Source organism: Streptomyces sp. NPDC092952 (assembly GCF_044754785.1).
Lineage (GTDB): Bacteria > Actinomycetota > Actinomycetes > Streptomycetales > Streptomycetaceae > Streptomyces.
The window spans coordinates 218,002-233,966 of record NZ_JBIVPT010000010.1; the positions used below are offsets into that span (position 1 = coordinate 218,002).

At 72.7% G+C, this 15,965-nt stretch carries 17 protein-coding genes and 2 pseudogenes; 14 read left to right on the forward strand and 5 right to left on the reverse strand.

Going from position 1 to position 15,965, the window contains the following annotated elements; genetic code table 11:
* Position 1: 1 nt before the first annotated feature.
* Complete coding sequence (locus tag ACIQGQ_RS24065; protein ID WP_402398719.1) at positions 2-2,140, forward strand: PQQ-binding-like beta-propeller repeat protein; 2,139 nt, start codon at positions 2-4, stop codon at positions 2,138-2,140.
* A 433-nt stretch (positions 2,141-2,573) separates the two neighbouring features.
* Here ACIQGQ_RS24065 and adhP read toward each other — a convergent pair whose 3' ends face one another.
* Positions 2,574-3,599 (reverse strand): alcohol dehydrogenase AdhP, encoded by a 1,026-nt coding sequence (gene adhP, locus ACIQGQ_RS24070; RefSeq protein WP_402398721.1) that lies wholly within the window; start codon positions 3,597-3,599, stop codon positions 2,574-2,576.
* Positions 3,600-4,100: 501 nt separating this feature from the next.
* On the opposite strand from adhP, the gene ACIQGQ_RS24075 reads away from it, so the two are divergent.
* Entirely contained in the window at positions 4,101-4,532 is a 432-nt protein-coding gene (locus tag ACIQGQ_RS24075; protein ID WP_402398723.1) for a DUF4259 domain-containing protein, read from the forward strand.
* A gap of 286 nt (positions 4,533-4,818) precedes the next feature.
* Here ACIQGQ_RS24075 and ACIQGQ_RS24080 read toward each other — a convergent pair whose 3' ends face one another.
* Positions 4,819-5,763, reverse strand: a complete 945-nt coding sequence (locus tag ACIQGQ_RS24080) for a LysR family transcriptional regulator (RefSeq protein ID WP_402398725.1) — start codon at positions 5,761-5,763, stop codon at positions 4,819-4,821.
* An 89-nt stretch (positions 5,764-5,852) separates the two neighbouring features.
* On the opposite strand from ACIQGQ_RS24080, the gene ACIQGQ_RS24085 reads away from it, so the two are divergent.
* The 7 genes and pseudogenes from ACIQGQ_RS24085 (at position 5,853) to ACIQGQ_RS24115 (ending at position 9,117) form a co-directional block, all read left to right on the forward strand.
* Positions 5,853-6,773, forward strand: coding sequence for a zinc-binding dehydrogenase (locus tag ACIQGQ_RS24085; protein ID WP_402398727.1), 921 nt, complete (start codon positions 5,853-5,855; stop codon positions 6,771-6,773).
* A 187-nt stretch (positions 6,774-6,960) separates the two neighbouring features.
* Entirely contained in the window at positions 6,961-7,758 is a 798-nt protein-coding gene (locus ACIQGQ_RS24090; RefSeq protein ID WP_402398729.1) for an alpha/beta hydrolase family protein, read from the forward strand.
* A 47-nt stretch (positions 7,759-7,805) separates the two neighbouring features.
* Positions 7,806-7,880 (forward strand): annotated as a pseudogene (locus ACIQGQ_RS24095) (oxidoreductase); the annotation flags it as partial.
* Between the two features lie 85 nt (positions 7,881-7,965).
* Positions 7,966-8,196 carry a hypothetical protein gene (locus ACIQGQ_RS24100; RefSeq protein ID WP_402398813.1) on the forward strand — a complete coding sequence of 77 codons (231 nt, stop codon included), beginning with the start codon at positions 7,966-7,968 and terminating at the stop codon, positions 8,194-8,196.
* Positions 8,160-8,324 (forward strand): annotated as a pseudogene (locus ACIQGQ_RS24105) (SDR family oxidoreductase); the annotation flags it as partial. The gene ACIQGQ_RS24100 and the pseudogene ACIQGQ_RS24105, both read left to right, overlap by 37 nt.
* A gap of 32 nt (positions 8,325-8,356) precedes the next feature.
* A complete protein-coding gene (locus ACIQGQ_RS24110) occupies positions 8,357-8,491 on the forward strand; it encodes an SDR family oxidoreductase (RefSeq protein ID WP_402398815.1) in 135 nt (44 codons plus the stop codon).
* A gap of 284 nt (positions 8,492-8,775) precedes the next feature.
* Positions 8,776-9,117 carry a hypothetical protein gene (locus tag ACIQGQ_RS24115; RefSeq protein WP_402398731.1) on the forward strand — a complete coding sequence of 114 codons (342 nt, stop codon included), beginning with the start codon at positions 8,776-8,778 and terminating at the stop codon, positions 9,115-9,117.
* A 144-nt stretch (positions 9,118-9,261) separates the two neighbouring features.
* On the opposite strand, the gene ACIQGQ_RS24120 is transcribed toward ACIQGQ_RS24115, so the two are convergent.
* On the reverse strand, positions 9,262-9,921 hold the full coding sequence (locus tag ACIQGQ_RS24120; protein WP_402398732.1) for a TetR/AcrR family transcriptional regulator: 660 nt from the start codon (positions 9,919-9,921) through the stop codon (positions 9,262-9,264).
* Between the two features lie 116 nt (positions 9,922-10,037).
* Between ACIQGQ_RS24120 and ACIQGQ_RS24125 the strand changes: the two genes are divergently transcribed.
* On the forward strand, positions 10,038-11,495 hold the full coding sequence (locus tag ACIQGQ_RS24125) for an MDR family MFS transporter (RefSeq protein WP_402398733.1): 1,458 nt from the start codon (positions 10,038-10,040) through the stop codon (positions 11,493-11,495).
* A 99-nt stretch (positions 11,496-11,594) separates the two neighbouring features.
* Here ACIQGQ_RS24125 and ACIQGQ_RS24130 read toward each other — a convergent pair whose 3' ends face one another.
* Positions 11,595-12,317: a zinc-binding dehydrogenase gene (locus tag ACIQGQ_RS24130; protein WP_402398734.1), complete on the reverse strand. Its 723-nt coding sequence runs from the start codon at positions 12,315-12,317 to the stop codon at positions 11,595-11,597.
* Positions 12,318-12,343: 26 nt separating this feature from the next.
* Between ACIQGQ_RS24130 and ACIQGQ_RS24135 the strand changes: the two genes are divergently transcribed.
* The 4 genes from ACIQGQ_RS24135 to ACIQGQ_RS24150 are packed head-to-tail and all read left to right on the forward strand — an operon-like array spanning position 12,344 to position 15,230.
* Complete coding sequence (locus tag ACIQGQ_RS24135; protein ID WP_402398817.1) at positions 12,344-12,550, forward strand: 3-oxoacyl-[acyl-carrier-protein] synthase III C-terminal domain-containing protein; 207 nt, start codon at positions 12,344-12,346, stop codon at positions 12,548-12,550.
* A gap of 43 nt (positions 12,551-12,593) precedes the next feature.
* Entirely contained in the window at positions 12,594-13,448 is an 855-nt protein-coding gene (locus tag ACIQGQ_RS24140; protein WP_402398736.1) for a 3-hydroxyacyl-CoA dehydrogenase family protein, read from the forward strand.
* On the forward strand, positions 13,445-14,320 hold the full coding sequence (locus tag ACIQGQ_RS24145) for an enoyl-CoA hydratase/isomerase family protein (RefSeq protein WP_402398738.1): 876 nt from the start codon (positions 13,445-13,447) through the stop codon (positions 14,318-14,320). The genes ACIQGQ_RS24140 and ACIQGQ_RS24145 overlap by 4 nt, the downstream gene beginning before the upstream one ends.
* Positions 14,274-15,230 carry a crotonase/enoyl-CoA hydratase family protein gene (locus ACIQGQ_RS24150; RefSeq protein ID WP_402398740.1) on the forward strand — a complete coding sequence of 319 codons (957 nt, stop codon included), beginning with the start codon at positions 14,274-14,276 and terminating at the stop codon, positions 15,228-15,230. The genes ACIQGQ_RS24145 and ACIQGQ_RS24150 overlap by 47 nt, the downstream gene beginning before the upstream one ends.
* 93 nt (positions 15,231-15,323) lie before the next feature.
* On the opposite strand, the gene ACIQGQ_RS24155 is transcribed toward ACIQGQ_RS24150, so the two are convergent.
* Complete coding sequence (locus ACIQGQ_RS24155) at positions 15,324-15,941, reverse strand: TetR/AcrR family transcriptional regulator (protein WP_402398741.1); 618 nt, start codon at positions 15,939-15,941, stop codon at positions 15,324-15,326.
* Between the last annotated feature and the right edge of the window lie 24 nt (positions 15,942-15,965).

A 15,965-nucleotide genomic window follows, 5' to 3' on the forward strand; every position in this document is an offset into this window, starting at 1 on the left:
CGTGCGCCTGTCCCCGCCGGACCCGAAGGCCTCGCGGGCGGTGCTGATCGGGAGCCACACCTACCGGAAGCTGACCGATCTGTCCGCGGTGACACGGAACCTCACCGGGCTGGCGGGCGCGCTGCGGCACCCCGCCGTCTGGGGCCTGCCTGACTCCCACTGCACGGTGCTCGACCAGCCCGAGAGCGCGCAGCAGGCCCTCGACGCCCTGCACGCGCAGGCGCCGTTGGCCACCGACACGCTCATCGTGTACTACGCGGGCCATGGCCTGGTCGACCCCTACACCGACGAGCTGTACCTGGCGCTGCCCGCTTCCGAACGGGGGCGGCCCGACACGGCCCTGCGGTACGAGTATGTGCGCAGGGCTGTTCTGGACCCGGCCGTCACGGCCCGCCGCAAGGTTGTCATCCTGGACAGCTGCTACAGCGGACGCGCGCTGATCGGGGAGATGGGTGCCGGTGACCATGTCACCGCACAGGCATTGATCGACGGCACGTGTCTGCTGACGTCGACGGCAGAGACACGCAAGTCGCTGTCCTTCCCGGGGGAGCGGTACACGGCATTCACCGGGGAGCTGATCGGTATTCTCGTCGGCGGCATCCCCGAAGGGCCCGAGCTGCTGGACATGGACACCATCTACCGGGAAGCCCACGCGCGGCTCGCCGCGAAGGGAAGACCTCTGCCGCAGCAGCGCAACAGAAACGCGGGCGGGCTGATCGTCCTGGCCCGTAACCGGGCCCACCCGGACAGCCCGGCCACCGACGCCTCGAGCGACCCCACGCTCATGCGACTCGCTCCGAGCACCGCACCGTTGCTGGGGCGCCTTCCCCGACGCTCGCTCCTCGCCGGTGCGGCCGTCGGCACGGCGGGCCTGGGCGGAGCGGGACTCGGCATACGGCAGTTCCTGCTCGGCGGTGAAGAGAAGGCAGGCGTCGGCCTGGGGCCCGGCCCCGCAGACCGCACCACGAGCCCACCCGTCGCCCCTTCCATCTCGCGCTCGCCCACCCCGACCACGACGCGGACGTCGAGCCCCGCAGGCGGCGCGCCGCGCAAGGAGCCGAAGCCGGGCGAGACCATGTGGCGCAAGAAGATCCCGGAGATGGAGGACGTGTCCGATGTGCTGCTCGTCGACGACGTTCTGGTGCTGAACCTGGACGGCACGTTGCACGGCTTCGACCGGTCGTCGGGGGAACGCCGGTGGACACTGCACCACAACGCCCCTTTCACGCGGCGGCTGAGCAGTGCCGCGGTGAGTTCCGGCATCCTCTGCATCGAGGACGGGAACATGTATCTGCAGGGCGTCGACACCCGGCGGGGAACGAAGCGGTGGGCCTACCGACTGGCCACCACGGACGACGCCCTGGACCCGATGCCGCCATGCGTGCACGGCGGCATCGTCTACGCCGCCCGGTCGGGAGCGCCCCTTTACGCACTCGACGCGGCCACGGGCAGGAAAAGATGGAGCTACGCACCGAGGGGTGGTATCGGATCGGGCCCGGCGGTGAACGGAACCGTCGTCTGCGTGGGGGTACTCGGTTCCACCGTCAACTACTTGAGCGCCGTCGACCTGCGTACCGGACGTGAGAAATGGCGCGACTCATTCGGCCTCAGCGACTACGTGGCCATCGACACCCAGTATGTCTACAACTGCGCGGCGGGAACGCTCACCGGCCTGGACATGGCGACACACGAGAGACGCTGGTCCCAGCCCGGATCCAGAAAGGATCCCACCGCCGACCTCCAGCCGCTCACGCTGGCGGGCGGGGTGCTCTACACGACGACCGTGGACGGGCTGCTCACAGCCAGAGACCCATGGACCGGTACGCCGCGCTGGCGGTTCAAGGTCCGGTACGGCGAGCGGTTCGCCACCTGGGGCCAGTGGGCATCCGGGGGCGGCGCCACCCCGATCGTCGCCGGCCAGGCCGTGTACCTCGGCAGCCTGGCCTACCAGGCCCTGCCCGACGAGGCCGCCTACCGGGAGAAGAACCGCGCCACCCGCTTTGTGCACGCGGTGGACGCGGCCACCGGGACAGAACACTGGCACTTCGAGGCAGGCGGGGCCACCGGTACGACAGCTGTCGACGCCACCACGGTGTACGTGGCCTCGACGGACGGTTGTCTCCACGCGCTGGCGCGCTGACATGGCCGACCCGCGAAGCCGTGGGGTGCTGCGGGGAGAGGCGGCCTGCCTTCTCCGCACCGGCCATCGTGCGACGTCTGGTCCGCTGGGGTGATCCGATTGAGGCCCGCGGGCGGCGGAGGTGTGTGAGGCCGCAGACCGGTTCGGGCGGGCCCTGGCGGAGACCGGCGCGCCGTTCGTCGTGGGCGCGGATCCGTTTGGGCTGGTGCGGCCGGGCGGAGGCGTGCTCGGCGCCCCAGCGCGCCTCCGCCCGGTCCGGAGCCGTCCAACGAGCCGCGCGGCGCGGTTCGGCCAGCGGGGTCGCGTGCCGGCGTGGCCGGGGCAGCGGGACGACGCGTTCCGTCAGCGCGTCGAGCAGACCACGCTGCTCCCGCGTCGCCGCAGCCGTCCGCCGTACGAACGACCCGTCAGCCTCACCGGACCGGACACGGGCTCAGGTACGGGTCCGGCTCATGTCGAAGACGAGACGGCCCGGCACCCGGCCGCCCAGCACCTCATCGATCGAGGCGTTGATGTCGGTCAGGTCCCGGGTCTCGCGCACCACCCGGGTGCGGCCCAGGCCGTGCAGCCGGAAGACCTCGGCCAGGTCCTCCCGGGTGCCGACGATCGATCCGACGATCTTCGTTCCGTTGAGCACGGTGTCGAAGACCGGGATCTCCAGCTTCCCTTCCGCCGGCAGGGCCACCAGGACCAGCGTGCCGCCACGCCGCAGCGACGCGTACGCGGCCTCGAACGAGGCGTTGCTCACCGCAAGCGAGACGGCCGCGTCGGCACCGCCGAGCCGCTGCGCCTCCTCGGCCACGTCCTGGACACGTGCGTCGATGACGTGGTCGGCGCCCAGTTCCCTGGCGAGGGCGAGTTTCTCGTCGGTGACGTCGACCGCGATGGTCTCGGCGCCGAAGATCCGGGCGTACTGCAGGGCCAGGTGTCCCAGCCCGCCGATGCCGGACACGAGCGCCCGGGTGCCGGGGCGTGCCCCGGAGAGCTTGACCGCCTTGTACGTGGTGACACCCGCGCAGGTCAGCGGTGCCGCGTCCAGCGGGTCGATGCCGTCGGGCACGGGTACCACGTACGTTCCGTGGGCGAGGGCGTACTCGGCATGGCTGCCGTCGACCGAGTAGCCGCTGTTCTGCTGCTGGAGACAGAGCGTCTCCCAGCCGGAGACGCAGTGGTCGCAGTGCCCGCACGCCTCTCCGAGCCAGGGAATGGCCACCCGGTCGCCGACCGCGAGGTGGGTGACCTGGTCGCCGGCCGCCTCCACGATGCCGATGCCCTCGTGGCCCGGGACGAAGGGAGGGGAGGGCTTGACCGGCCAGTCGCCGTGCGCCGCGTGGATGTCGGTGTGGCACAGGCCGGACGCCTCCATCCTGACGAGGACCTGGTGCCCGGCGGGAGAGGGGACCGGCCGGTCCTCGACGACCACCGGTTCGGTGAAGCTGCGGACAACGGCTGCTTTCATGGGGGCTCCTCTGCCTCGACGAGTACATCCGGCCCATGTGCGCAACCAGGGTGCACAAGCCTTGGAACAGACTATTTCGGATGGGTTGCCCCTGCCTCTTCTCCCGGCCCCGCCCCCGAACGATCTCCGAGCCACCGCGGGCGGGGCACTGTGCGGCCTTGCCCGCCCGCTGAGGGGCCCGCACATGCCGGGGATGCCGGGCATCGCGTGAAGGACGCCGTCTCCCGGCCGCACGGGCCGCGGGGGCCGGCACCTTCGCCCGGCTCCATGCCGCCGGGATCTGACGGCGCCGGACAGGCGGGAGGGGCGGACGGCGGACGCGTGGCCGCCCGGCCGCCCAGCCGCGTGGAGAGAGTGTCCGGCCTGCGCCCGGCTGTACCGCGCCGGATGCCCGGCCGCGCAGGCTTCCCGCCTCTGCCCAAACGGGTCCTGCTCGCCCCGTAGGCATGCTGTCAGTCCCTGATGCGAGGATCCGGGCGGCCTTGCGGAAAGGAGATCAGCATGGGCACCTGGGGTACCGGTCCCTTCGACAACGACACAGCCGCAGACTTCGCCGACGCTCTCGACGACGCCCGGCCCGAGGCGCGCGAAGCCCTGATCCGAGGCGTCCTCATCCGTACGACCGACGCCACCGGATATCTCACGGAAGCGGAAGAGGCGGTGGCCGCCGCTGCACTCATCGCGGCGCAATGCCCGGGAGGCGAACCCGTCGACATGTCCTACGGTCCGGAAACACCTATCCCCGTGTTCCCTTCCGACCTTCGGACGCTCGCCGACGAAGCCCTCGCCCGCATCGCGAGCGACGAGGACGGGCCGGCCTCAAACCGGGCCGACCCGGAGGACTGGAAGCGGTGGCGGTCCCTGCTCACCCGCCTTCGCGCCGTGCTTGCCCCGCCCCCACCGTCCATCGCTCTCTTCGACGTCCAGCCATGACGGAGCGTCACCCGGCACGAAAACTGGGCGGAACCGCTCGAAGTGGACGAAGCCACTCAGCAGGTTCCAGGAGTTCCGGCACCAGCTCGCCGGTCGCCGTGGCCACGGACGCCCAGCCCTCCGGTGCGGGAGACGCGTCCGGAGGAGTCGGTCCGGACCGGTCGGCAGTCCCGTGCTGAAGCGTATGGCGCTTACCGGGGCGGATGCCGTAGTCGTGTCGTTCGTCAGGTGCGTTGGTCAGCCGGTGCCGCCTACTGCGTCGGCCGGTTCGGTGCGCGGTGGCCGGTCATTCCGGCCCGGTCCCGGGACCGCTCGCGGGTGGTTCGGGCAGCCATTCACGGGTCGGGTCGTACTCCAGCCATCGGTTTCGCCGTGCTGCCTCGGCGCAAGAGGCGGCGAGGCTGTTCAGGCCCGGGCGCCCGTCGCCGGTGCGCCACAGCAGCGACCAGGCATACAGCGGCGTGGGTTCGACCAGCGGGACGGAACGCAGCCCGGGGATCTCCGGCAGTGGCACATCGGCAGGCACCAGAGAGAAGCGCCGCGGCTCTTCCGCCACCGCGGCGAGGAAGTGGGCGAGCCCCAGGTTGACGCTCGTGGCCGTGCTCCGAATGCCGAACCGGCCGGCGAACCGGTGGAGGAAGTCGAGCCGGTCCAGCGCGCCGGGCGCCCACAGCACGCTGTCCCGCAGCTGGTCCGGCCGCAGCACTGGTTCGGCTGCGAGCGGATGGTCCGCGTTCAGCACGGCGTCCACCGGTTCGAGGCGGACGAGGCGGTGTGCGAGGCCGGCGGGAAGAGGGGGATGGACCCGGCCGAAGGCCGCGTCGATGTCGCCGTGCAGCAGTGCCGTCGTCACTGACGGCAGATCGCGCCCGTGTCCCAACGCCAGCTCTCCGGCCCGTCCGGCAACCTGGGCCAGCGTCCGCATCGGTGCGTAGAGATGCCCCCAGACATCCACGCGCAGCGGACGGTCCTCGCCGACCGCCGCCGCGACCGCAGCGTCGGCGGCGGCCACGGCCTGCCGGGCCGGCGGGAGGAAACGCCTGCCGGCCTCGGTGAGGCGTACGCCGTTGCCGACGCGCTGGAACAGTTCGGTGCCGAGCAGGGATTCCAGCCGCGCGATCCTCTTGGACAGCGCCTGCTGGGAGACGGCAAGCGTCCCGGCCGCCCGCCCGAAGTGCAGTTCCTCGGCGGTGCGCACGAAGGAACGTACCTGCGCCATGTCGAGATCCATGGCTCTCACCATAGGTGACAACCAAAAGTTGTCGGTTCTGCTTGTCCGTTGTTGGATCGCGGGACGGCCGCGGGGGTTGCATCCTCCCCATGCAAAGACTGATTCCCACAGGCGAAGCGGCGCGTCCGGTGGCCTTCGCCGAGGTCCCCCAGCCCGTGCCGGAGCCCGGTGAGGCACTGATCAAGGTCGAGGCGTTCGCCCCGAACCGGGGCGAGACGTTCCTTCTCGAACGCCCCCGGCCGGAGCTGCTGCCCGGCAAGGACATCGCAGGGCTCGTCGTACAGGCGGCGGCCGACGGGTCCGGCCCCGGCATCGGTACCCGTGTGGTCGGGCATCCGGCGCAGGGCGGCTGGGCCGAGTACGCGGCCGTGCCCGCGCACTCGCTCGCGGTGCTCCCGGACAGTGTCGACAGCGTGCGGGCGGCGGCCCTGCCCCTGGCCGGGACCACTGCCCTGCGACTGCTGCGTACGGCCGGTTCCCTGGCCGGCCGACGGGTGCTTCTGACCGGCGCCTCGGGCGGCGTCGGCCACTACGTCACCGAACTGGCCGTCGGCGCGGGAGCCGAGCTGACCGCGGTGACAGCCACGCCGGTGCGTGGCGAACGGCTCGCAGAGCTGGGCGCGAACGTGGTGCACGAGGTCGAGGCGGCTCAGGGACCGTTCGACGTCGTGCTGGAATCCACGGCTGGGCCGGCTCTGGCCCTCGCCCTGTCGAAGGTGCGCCCGGGCGGCACGCTCGTGTGGTTCGGCCAGGCGAGCCGCACCCCGGTGACCCTCGACTTCTTCCAACTGCTCGGCGGGCCCGAGCGCGTCACGATCCAGCACTTCCACTACGCCGGCGCCCCGTACGGCCCCGATCTTGCCGCACTGGTACGCCTGGTGGAGCGGGACCGGCTGCACCCGGAGATCGGCCGCCTCGCCGACTGGGCGCAGACCGCCGACACCCTGGTCGACCTCCGCGAGCGCCGGATACGGGGCAAGGCCGTCCTGCTGACCGGAGGAGCGCGATGAGCGCCACCGACTTCGCCGCCGCCCAGTGGACACGCGCCATCGGCGCAGGCGTGGACCCTCACGAGTACCGGCGCGTCACCGAGGGCCTCGCCTCCGTCGCCGACTGGGGCCCGTCCTTCCTACCGGACACGGCTACCTCCGGCGGGCGGACGACGCGGGATCGCTTCTCTCGGCAGGTGAGTACCTGTTGACGGCGGCCCGGTGGTTCCACCTGGCCACCCTGGCACCGTACGCGGACGCGCCCCGTGCCGCCGCCGAGGCGGACCGCGCCCTGGGCCGGGCACTCACGGTGCTGGAGCCCGGTGCGCGGCGGGTGAGCGGCGAGGGATTCACCGGCTGGCTGCGTGGCCCCGCCGACTCGCCGGGGACCGTGGTCGTCGTCCCCGGCCTGGACTCGGCCAAGGAGGAGTTCCTCGATCTGGTGTCCGCGCTGCTGGCCAGGGGGCTTGCGGTGTTCGCGATGGACGGCCCCGGGCAGGGCGTGCTCGCGGCCACCACGGTCTTCGTGCCGGACTACGAGCGGGTCGTGGGCCGGGTCGTCGACGCCCTCGGCGTCGCACGCATCGGACTCGTCGGCCTGAGTCTGGGCGGCTACTTCGCGGCCCGGGCCGCGGCGCTGGAGCCGCGCGTGGCGGCCGTCGCCACCGTCAGCGGTCCCTTCCGCCTCGACTGGGAGCAACTGCCCCCGCCGGTACAGGAGATCATGGCCCAACGCGCGGGGGGACCCGACGCCGCCCACGAGTTCGTACGTCACGTGGACCTCGCCGCCCTGGCACCCCGCATCATGGCCCCGCTGCTGGTCGTGGACGGAGGCCAGGACGTCATCCCCGGGGTGACGAACGGCGAGCCCCTGGCCCGTCTGGCGCCGCACGGCAGCTACCTGTCCGTCCCGCACGGCGACCACCTCCTCGGCAACGCGCGGCCCGACTGGCTGCCCCACCTCGGCGACCACCTCACGCACGCCCTGACGGGAACACCGGCATGAACCGCTTCACCGGCAGGACCGTCCTCATCACCGGCGGCACCAGCGGCATGGGCCTGGCGACCGCCCACCGCCTCGTCGCCGAAGGCGCCCACGCCGTCGTCACCGGCCGTACCCGCGCACGCGTGGATTCCGCCGTCCAGGAGGTCGGCCCGGCCGCTTCGGGGACCGTGGCCGACGTCGCCCGACCTCGGCGCGGTGGACGCACTGGTGGAGACCGTCCGGGACCGCCACGGCCGGCTGGGCGGCCTCTTCGCGAATGCGGGCACCGGCACATCCCTGCTGTTCGAGAACATCACCGGGCCGGACTTCGACCATGGCGTCGACGCCAACTTCAAGGGCGTGTTCTTCACCGTCCCAAGGCACTGCCGCTGCTGGCGGACGGAGGCTCGATCGCCATCAATGCCTCCTGGACCCTTCACCGGGGCAACAGCGTCCTGACCTCCTACCCGGCGGCAAAGGCCGCGGTGCACAACCTGGCCCGAACTCTCGCCGCCGCACTCGCCCCGCGCGGTATCCGCGTCGACTCCGTCAGCCCCGGCTGCATCGACACCCCGCGGACGCGCTGACGGAAGCGGAGGCGACCGCGGTCACCGGCCAGATCGCCGCCGGCCGCTTCGGGCGCCCGGAGGAGGTCGCCGCGGCTGTGGCGTTCCTCGCCTCGTCCGACGCGTCCTACGCCAACGGCCAGGATCCCGTCATCGACGGCGGCCTGACCGGTGCTGTACCCGCCTGATGGTGACGCGCACGGGCTGCTGGAGCCGGACGGGGCGGGTGCCGCTGACCTGCAGGCAGGTCCGCGACCGAGAGCAAGCGCGGCGATCCACGGTGGCCGACCTGCGGCCCCCGCTACGGATTCGGCCCGCGCCGCCCGGTGCGGTGGAAGGCAGAGGCGCTGGAGCCGGACGCGCTCCAGCGCCTCGTTCTCGCCGCCGTCGACCGGTACGTCGACCGCGACGTGCTCCAGGCCTGCCGGTCGACGCGCTCGGCATCGAGCCGGGCCGGGAGATCGAGCACCTGGTGGAGACCGGCGCCGCGATCGTCGGCTCGCCGGACGAGGTCGCCGCGGGCGTCGAGGAGCTGTACGAGAGGAGCGGAGGCTTCGGCACCCTGCTGGTCACCGGCGCCGACCGGGCGTCCCGGGAGAACACCCGGGCCTCCTTCGAGCGCCTGGCGCGCTTTGTCGTACCGCGCTTCAACGGCTCGCTGGAGGGCTTCGAGGCCTCCGCTTCGTGGGTGCGCGAGCACCGGGCCGATTTCGTCACCCAGGCAGTCGGCGCCTTCCAGAAGGCGTTCACCGATGCCGGAGTGGCCGCCCCCGGCCTGCCGGTGCCCGAACCGGCGGGCACCGGATCCCGCTGAGCCCGCCCCCGCGCCCCGGGGCCGTCCGCCGCGAACCCCCGCGCGGCGGACGGCCCCGCCCCTTGTCCCGCTGACGCGGCGGCCGCGCCCCCGCGCCGCCGCCTCGGCGGCCCGCGGGGGACAGCGGGCGGGCCCCGGCCACCGTCAACGGCGCCCGTACGCGCGCATGAACATGCTGATGCCCCGCTCCACCACCGCGTCTATCTCCTCTTCGTCCAACGGGACCTGGCCGAGCATCGACTCCAGCTGGGCCTCCCCGACCAGCAGCGCCCGCAGTTGCCGGGCCGCTGCCTCGGTGTCGGTGATGTCCAGGTGGCCGGCCCGGCCGAGCAGCGCGAGCTGCTCGGCAACGGCGCGGATGCCCGCGTCCCGGTCGATGCCGCGCAGCGCCCGGCGCATGGACTCCTCCACCTGGGCGTCCGACAGAATCCGCCAGCGGAGCGAGGCAGTGTCATCGCACAGCATCAGCCGCACCCAGCGCCGGCCGAAGTCCCGGAACTGCGCCGGCAGGTCGGTGCCGTCATGGGCGGTGATGGTCTCGCGCACCAGCATGTCGAACCGGTCGGCCAGCGGGTCCATCGTCGCCGCCACCACTTCGGCCACGAGCGAGTCGCGGTCGCCGAAGTGGTTGTAGAGGGTCTGCTTGGCCACGTTCGCCTCGGCGGCGATCGTGTCGAGACTCGCCCGCGCGAAGCCGTCGCGGGCGAACACCGCGGCCGCCGCGTGGAGGATCTGCGCCCTGCGGTCCCGCCCGCCGTGCGTGCGGCGAGGGCGGGACCGGGCCGTCTCCTGGGTGTTCGCCACTGCTGTTCCTCCTGGGCCGTCCACCGACTTGATTTCTGGATGGACCAGTCTACTATTCAAACCTAGACGACGCAGTCCAAGTTTCTGCTTCGCCATTTCCGGAGGGGACCCCTGCCATGAACCGACCCGTGCCCGCGCCCGCTGCGGAACAGGACACCCGCATCGACGGCCCGCTGTGGTGGCTGTGCGGAGTCCTGGTCCTGGGAGCCGTGACAACCCTGCTCGACGGCACGATCGTCAACGTCGCCATCGACTCCCTCACCCACGAGCTGGACGCCCCGCTCGACGCCATCCAATGGACCGTCACCGGCTACCTGCTGGCCCTCTCCCTCGTCGTCCCGCTCGCCGGCTGGTCCATGGAACGCTTCGGCGCCAAACGGGTATGGCTGGCAGCCCAGGCCCTCTTCCTCGCCGGCTCGGTCCTCTCCGGCCTCGCCTGGTCGGTGGAGAGCCTGGTGGTCTTCCGGGTGATCCAGGGCCTCGGCGGCGGCATGGTGATGCCGATGGCACAAGCCATGCTCGCCCGCGCCGCGGGCCCCGCCCGGCTCGGCAGGATGATGGCCGTCGTCTCCGTACCCGCCATGCTCGCCCCGATCATCGGCCCGGTCATCGGCGGATTCTTCGTCGACCAGCTGAACTGGCGCTGGATCTTCTTCATCAACATCCCGATCGGCCTCGCCGCCATCGCGCTCGCCTGGATCAAGCTCCCTGCCACCCGCCCGCAGACCGACCACCGACTGGACGTCCGCGGCCTGCTCCTCCTCTCCCCGGGCCTCGCCCTGCTCCTGTACGGCCTGGCCGAGGCCGGCAGCGGCGGCTTCACCGATGCCGGCAGCCTGCCCTGGACCCTGGTCGGCGCGGCCCTGCTCACCGGCTTCACCGTGCACGCCCTGCGCACCCCGAACACTCCGCTGATCGACCTGCGGCTGTTCGCCGACCGCGGCTACTCCGCCGCCGTCGTCACCCAGTTCACCCTCAACGCGGGCGTGTTCGCCGCGATGTTCCTGCTGCCCCTGTACTTCCAGATGGGACGAGGCGCCGGCGTCCTCGAGGCCGGAGTGATGATCGCCCCGCAGGGCGTCGGCTACGTCATCGCCATGGCCGTGGTGGGCAAGGCCACCGACAAACTGGGCGCGGGCCCGCTCGCCCTGACCGGCGTCCTCATCACCCTGCTGGGCACCCTGCCCTTCGCGCTCCTCGACAACGGCACCAGCGAGGCCCTGCTCGCCGCCGCCATGGTGGCCCGCGGAATCGGCGTCGGTGTGGTGACCCTGCCCAGCCTCGCGGCCGCCTACCGCTTGCTCGCCCCCGCCGCGATGCCCCGTGCCTCCAGCGCCATGAACATCTTCCAGCGACTGGGCGGTTCGGCGGGTACGGCCGCGGTCGCCGTCATCCTGCAGAACGGCCTCACCGACGGCAAGGCTTCCGGCGCCCCGCTGTCCGAGGCCTTCGGCACCTCCTTCTGGTGGGTGTTCGGCTTCACCGCCCTCACCCTGCTGCCCGCGCTGCTCCTGCCGCGCACCGTGCCGGCGCCCGCCACCGAAACACCGGTGGAAGCGCCCGCCGCCGCCTGAACACATCCCCCGTCAGCGGCGGCAACACTTCGGCCCGGCCCCTCCACCGGGAGGAGCCGGGCCGAAGCCGTCGCAGCACGGCGGCCGAAGGGCTCGAACTCAGGGCACCAGCACGACCTTCCCGAACAACTCTCCCGCGTCCATCGCCGCCAGCCCCTCCCGCACCCGCGACAGCGGCAGCACCCGGTCCACCACCGGCCGCACACCGGTGCGCACACAGAACGCCGCCAGCCGGGCCAGCTGGTCGGCCGTCCCCATGGTCGAACCCACCACCGACAGCTGGTTGGCGAAGATCCGTCCCAGGTCCGCGGGCGGCAGGCTCCCCGTCGTGGCCCCCGAGAGCACCAGCCGCCCGCCGGTGCGCAACGCCTTCAACGAGGCCGCGTACGTGGCCTCGCCCACGGTGTCGATCACCGCGTCCACCTTGTGCGGCAGCCGTTCGCCCGGCGCCAGCACCCGCTCCGCGCCCAGCTCCGCGAGCCGCCGCCGCTTCTCTGCGGACCGGCTCACCGCCCACACCCGCATCCCCGCGGTACTGCCCAGGCGCACCGCGGCCGTGCCGACACCCCCGCCCGCGCCCTGCACCAGCACCACACCGCCCGGCTCGACCCCGGACTTCTCGAACAGCATCCGGTAGGCCGTCAGCCAGGAACCCGGCAGACAGGACGCCTCGGCGAAATCCAGCTCGGCCGGCTTGGGCACCAGGCAGCGGCGCGGCACCGACACCCGCTGCGCGAGCGTGCCGGGCCGGTGCACGGAGAGGAACTCCACCGCCGGGTCGAGGGTCTCGTCCCCGCCCCCGGCCAGCGGATCCCCGATCACCGGGTCCTGCTGATGGAAAGCTGGGCCTGCCCGCCGAGAAGACCATGACCAACGTCCAGAAGTACGGCGACACCTCGGGCGCAGGCGTGCCACTGGTGCTGCGCGAAGCCATGGACACCGGCCGCCTCAAGGCAGGGGACAACGTCGTCATCGTCTCCTTCGGCGCCGGCATGAGCCACGGCGGCACACTGATCCGCTGGACCGGCGAAGAAGACTTCGGACGCCGGTCGTGACCTCCGACGCCCTCCGCCGGGCCGGGGCCCCGGCGCCGGCGCCATGGGGGCCGGCCCGGCCCAGGTCGCGGCCACCGCAGGCCGCCCGGTCGTGCTCTGCAGCCGCACCCAGGAATCCCTGGCCCGCGCCCGCGCGGCCATCGAGGACTCGCTGCGCCGACCGGCCCGCAAGGGCGCCGGCACCCCCGTTCCCGCAGATCCCGCCGAGGTCCTGGACCGCATCCGGCCCACCACCCGCCCGGAGGACTGCGAAGGCGCGGCCCTGGCCGTCGAGTCGATCGCTGAGGACCCGGCCGTCAAGCAGGAGGTGTTCGCCCGGCTCGACGCGCTCTGCACGGACGCGGCCCTCCTGGCCACCAACACCTCCGGCATCCCCATCGGCGAGATCGCCCGGGCCACCACCCGCCCCGAACGCGTCGTGGGCACCCACTTCTTCTCACCGGTCCCGATGATGCGACTGTGCGAGATCGTCCGCGGCCCCGCCACGCCGGACCACGTCCTCGCCCTGGCCCGGGCCTTCGCCACCGAGGCCGGCAAGGAAAGCGTGCTCGTCGAGCGCGACACCCCCGGATTCATCACCACCCGGCTGCTGACCGTGCTCATCCTCGAGGCCGTCCGGATGGTCGAGGACGGCACCTGCACCCCCGCCGACCTCGACCGGGCCTGCCGACTGGGCTTCGGCCACCCCATGGGACCTCTCACCTCTGTCGACCCCAGCGGGATCGACGTGTTCCACGACGTGGCAGCCACCCTGCACCGCGCCACAGGCAACCCGGCCTTCAAGGCCCCCGCCCTGCTCGGAGAACTCGTCGCCGCCGGCCACCACGGGCGCAAGAGCGGGCGCGGCTTCCACGACTACCGTGCCGACGCCGGCCCAGCCACTACAGGAGCGCGATGACCACCGGCCCCGCAACCCAGTTCCGCCGCATCGAGGCCACCCGGGAGAACGGCGTCACCCGCCTGCACCTGGTGCGCCCGGAGCGACGCAACGCCATCGACCTCAGGCTCGCGCAGGAACTCCTGCGCGCCGCCCTGCTGGAGCCCACCGCCACCAGCGGCTGCGTCCTGCTGACCGGCGCGGGCGACCACTTCTGCGTCGGCGGCGACCTCACCTCCTTCGAGCGGGCGGACGACCTGCCGAGCCACCTGATGGAGGTCATCAGCTACCTGCACGCGGCCCTGTCCCGGCTCGCCGCCATGCCAGCCCCGCTGATCGTCGCCGCCCAGGGCCATGTAGCGGGCGCGGGCCTGGGCCTGGCGTGTCTGGCCGACGTCCTGCTGACCGCCGAAGGAGCCACGTACCGCTCGGCCTACGGCACCCTGGGCCTGACCCCGGACGCCTCGACCAGCCACCTGTTGCCCCGGCTCGTCGGACTGCGCCGCGCCCAGCACATCACGCTGCTGGGCCACGTCCTCAGTGCCGAGGAAGCCCAGTCCTGGGGCCTGTCCAGCGAGACGGTGCCCGCCGGCCTGCTCCACAAGCGCGCCGTGCAGCTCGCCGAGGAGATCGCTGCCGGTCCCACCCGGGCGTACGGACAGACCAAGCGGCTGCTGCGGGCCTCATTCGCGCGCTCGCTGGCCGAGCACCTGGAGGACGAGTCCACCACGCTCAGCGCGGCCGCGGCCACCGCGGACGCCATGGAGGGCATCGCCGCGTTCAGCGCCCGCCGCAGCCCCCGGTTCGCAGCGGCGGACGCGGCGCGTGCCGGGGCGGAGGCGCCGCGTGAACGCCCCCGCCTCTCCCACCGGCACGGCCACACCCGGCACTGACACCCCGCTCGTACGGTTCGAACGCCGGGGCCCCGTCGCCGTACTGACCCTGAACCGACCCGCGGTGCGCAACGCGGTCGACTCCGCCCTCGCGGCCGCCCTCGGCACCGCCCTGACCGAACTGGACCGCGACCCGACGCTGCGGGTGGGCGTACTCACCGGTGCCGGGCCGGTCTTCTGCGCCGGCGCGGACCTGAAGGCACTGGCCGCCGGCGGCCCGGTACACGACCCGGACCACGAGGCGTGGGGCTTCGCCGGCATCGTCCACCACCCGGTGCGCCCCCCGCTGATCGCCGCCGTCGAGGACGCCGCGCTGGGAGGCGGCCTGGAGATCGTCCTCGCCTGCGACATGGTGGTCGCCTCCGAGGACGCCAGGTTCGGACTGCCCGAGGTGACCCGGGGCCTGCTGGCCGGAGCCGGCGGACTGATCCTGCTGCCCCGGCTGGTGCCCGTACGCGCCGCCATGGAGGCAGCGCTCACCGGCGAGCCGGTCTCCGCGGCCACCGCCCGCCAGTGGCACCTGGTCAACCGCCTGACCCCGCCCGGCCACGCCCTGGACGCGGCCCTTGAGCTGGCGGACCGCGTCGCCACGCACGCACCGCTCTCCCTCCAAGCGGCCGAGCGCCTGGTGCGGGCGTCGTCGGGCGGCACGTCCGACGACGAACTCTGGCGGATCAACGCCGAACTGAGCACCCGGCTGCTCGCCAGCCGGGACGCCCGGGAGGGCATGACGGCCCTCGCCGAGCGCCGCCCGCCCGTCTGGCACGGATCAGCGCCGGTGCGAGCTCGCCGCTGCCACGGCACAGCACGACGTCGGGCCGGTGCCCCGCGAGCAGTTCGCGAGCCGCGACCGGCCCGCTGCACGCCCAGCTGTCCCGGACCGAGGGCCCCGTGCGCAGCAGGCTGGTGACCCCGCACCGCACCAACTCGTTCTCGAGCACCACGAGCACCGACGTCCGCGCCGGTCCGGGCGCCACGGCGTGCGTGTGTGTCTGCGTCATGGTCATCCCCGGCCCCGGATCAGCGCCCAGGTCAGGGCAGCGACCTCGGCCACGCTCATGCCGTCCCCGGCTTCACCGTCGAACTCGCCACGGGTCCAGCGGCCGATGACGGCCAGCACGGCCCCGCTGAGGAAGTGCGCGCGCACCAGCAACGCCGTCTCGTCGAACGTGTCCGCCGGGGTCTCGGTCAGCAGCTGCTCGAACCAGGCCTGCGCCAACAGGCGTTCGAGGCGGGCACCGAACCGTGGACTGCCGTTCTCGCCGAGCATCCGGCGGTAGACGGCGCGGTGATTGTCGATCTGTGTGAACAAGCTGATCAGATGCACCGGAGCCGTGTCGGACAGGGCGTGTCCGTCCGAGATCAGCCGACAGGCACGAGCCGCCTCGACCACACCCTCCATCGTCGACTCGGTGGCGTCGAGCAGCAGGTCCTCACGGTCCTTGTAGTGCAGGTAGACCGTGGCCCGGTTCACCTCCGCACGCTGGGCGATGTCGCTCATGGTGATGCTGTCCAGGTCCTTCTCCATCGAGAGGCCCAGGACGGCGGTACGCAGCAGCGCCCTGGTCCGCCGGGCGCGAGGGTCGAGAGAGGTGCCTCGGGTGCTCGAGTTGTTCGACATGGGGCCACGGTTCCACATCACATG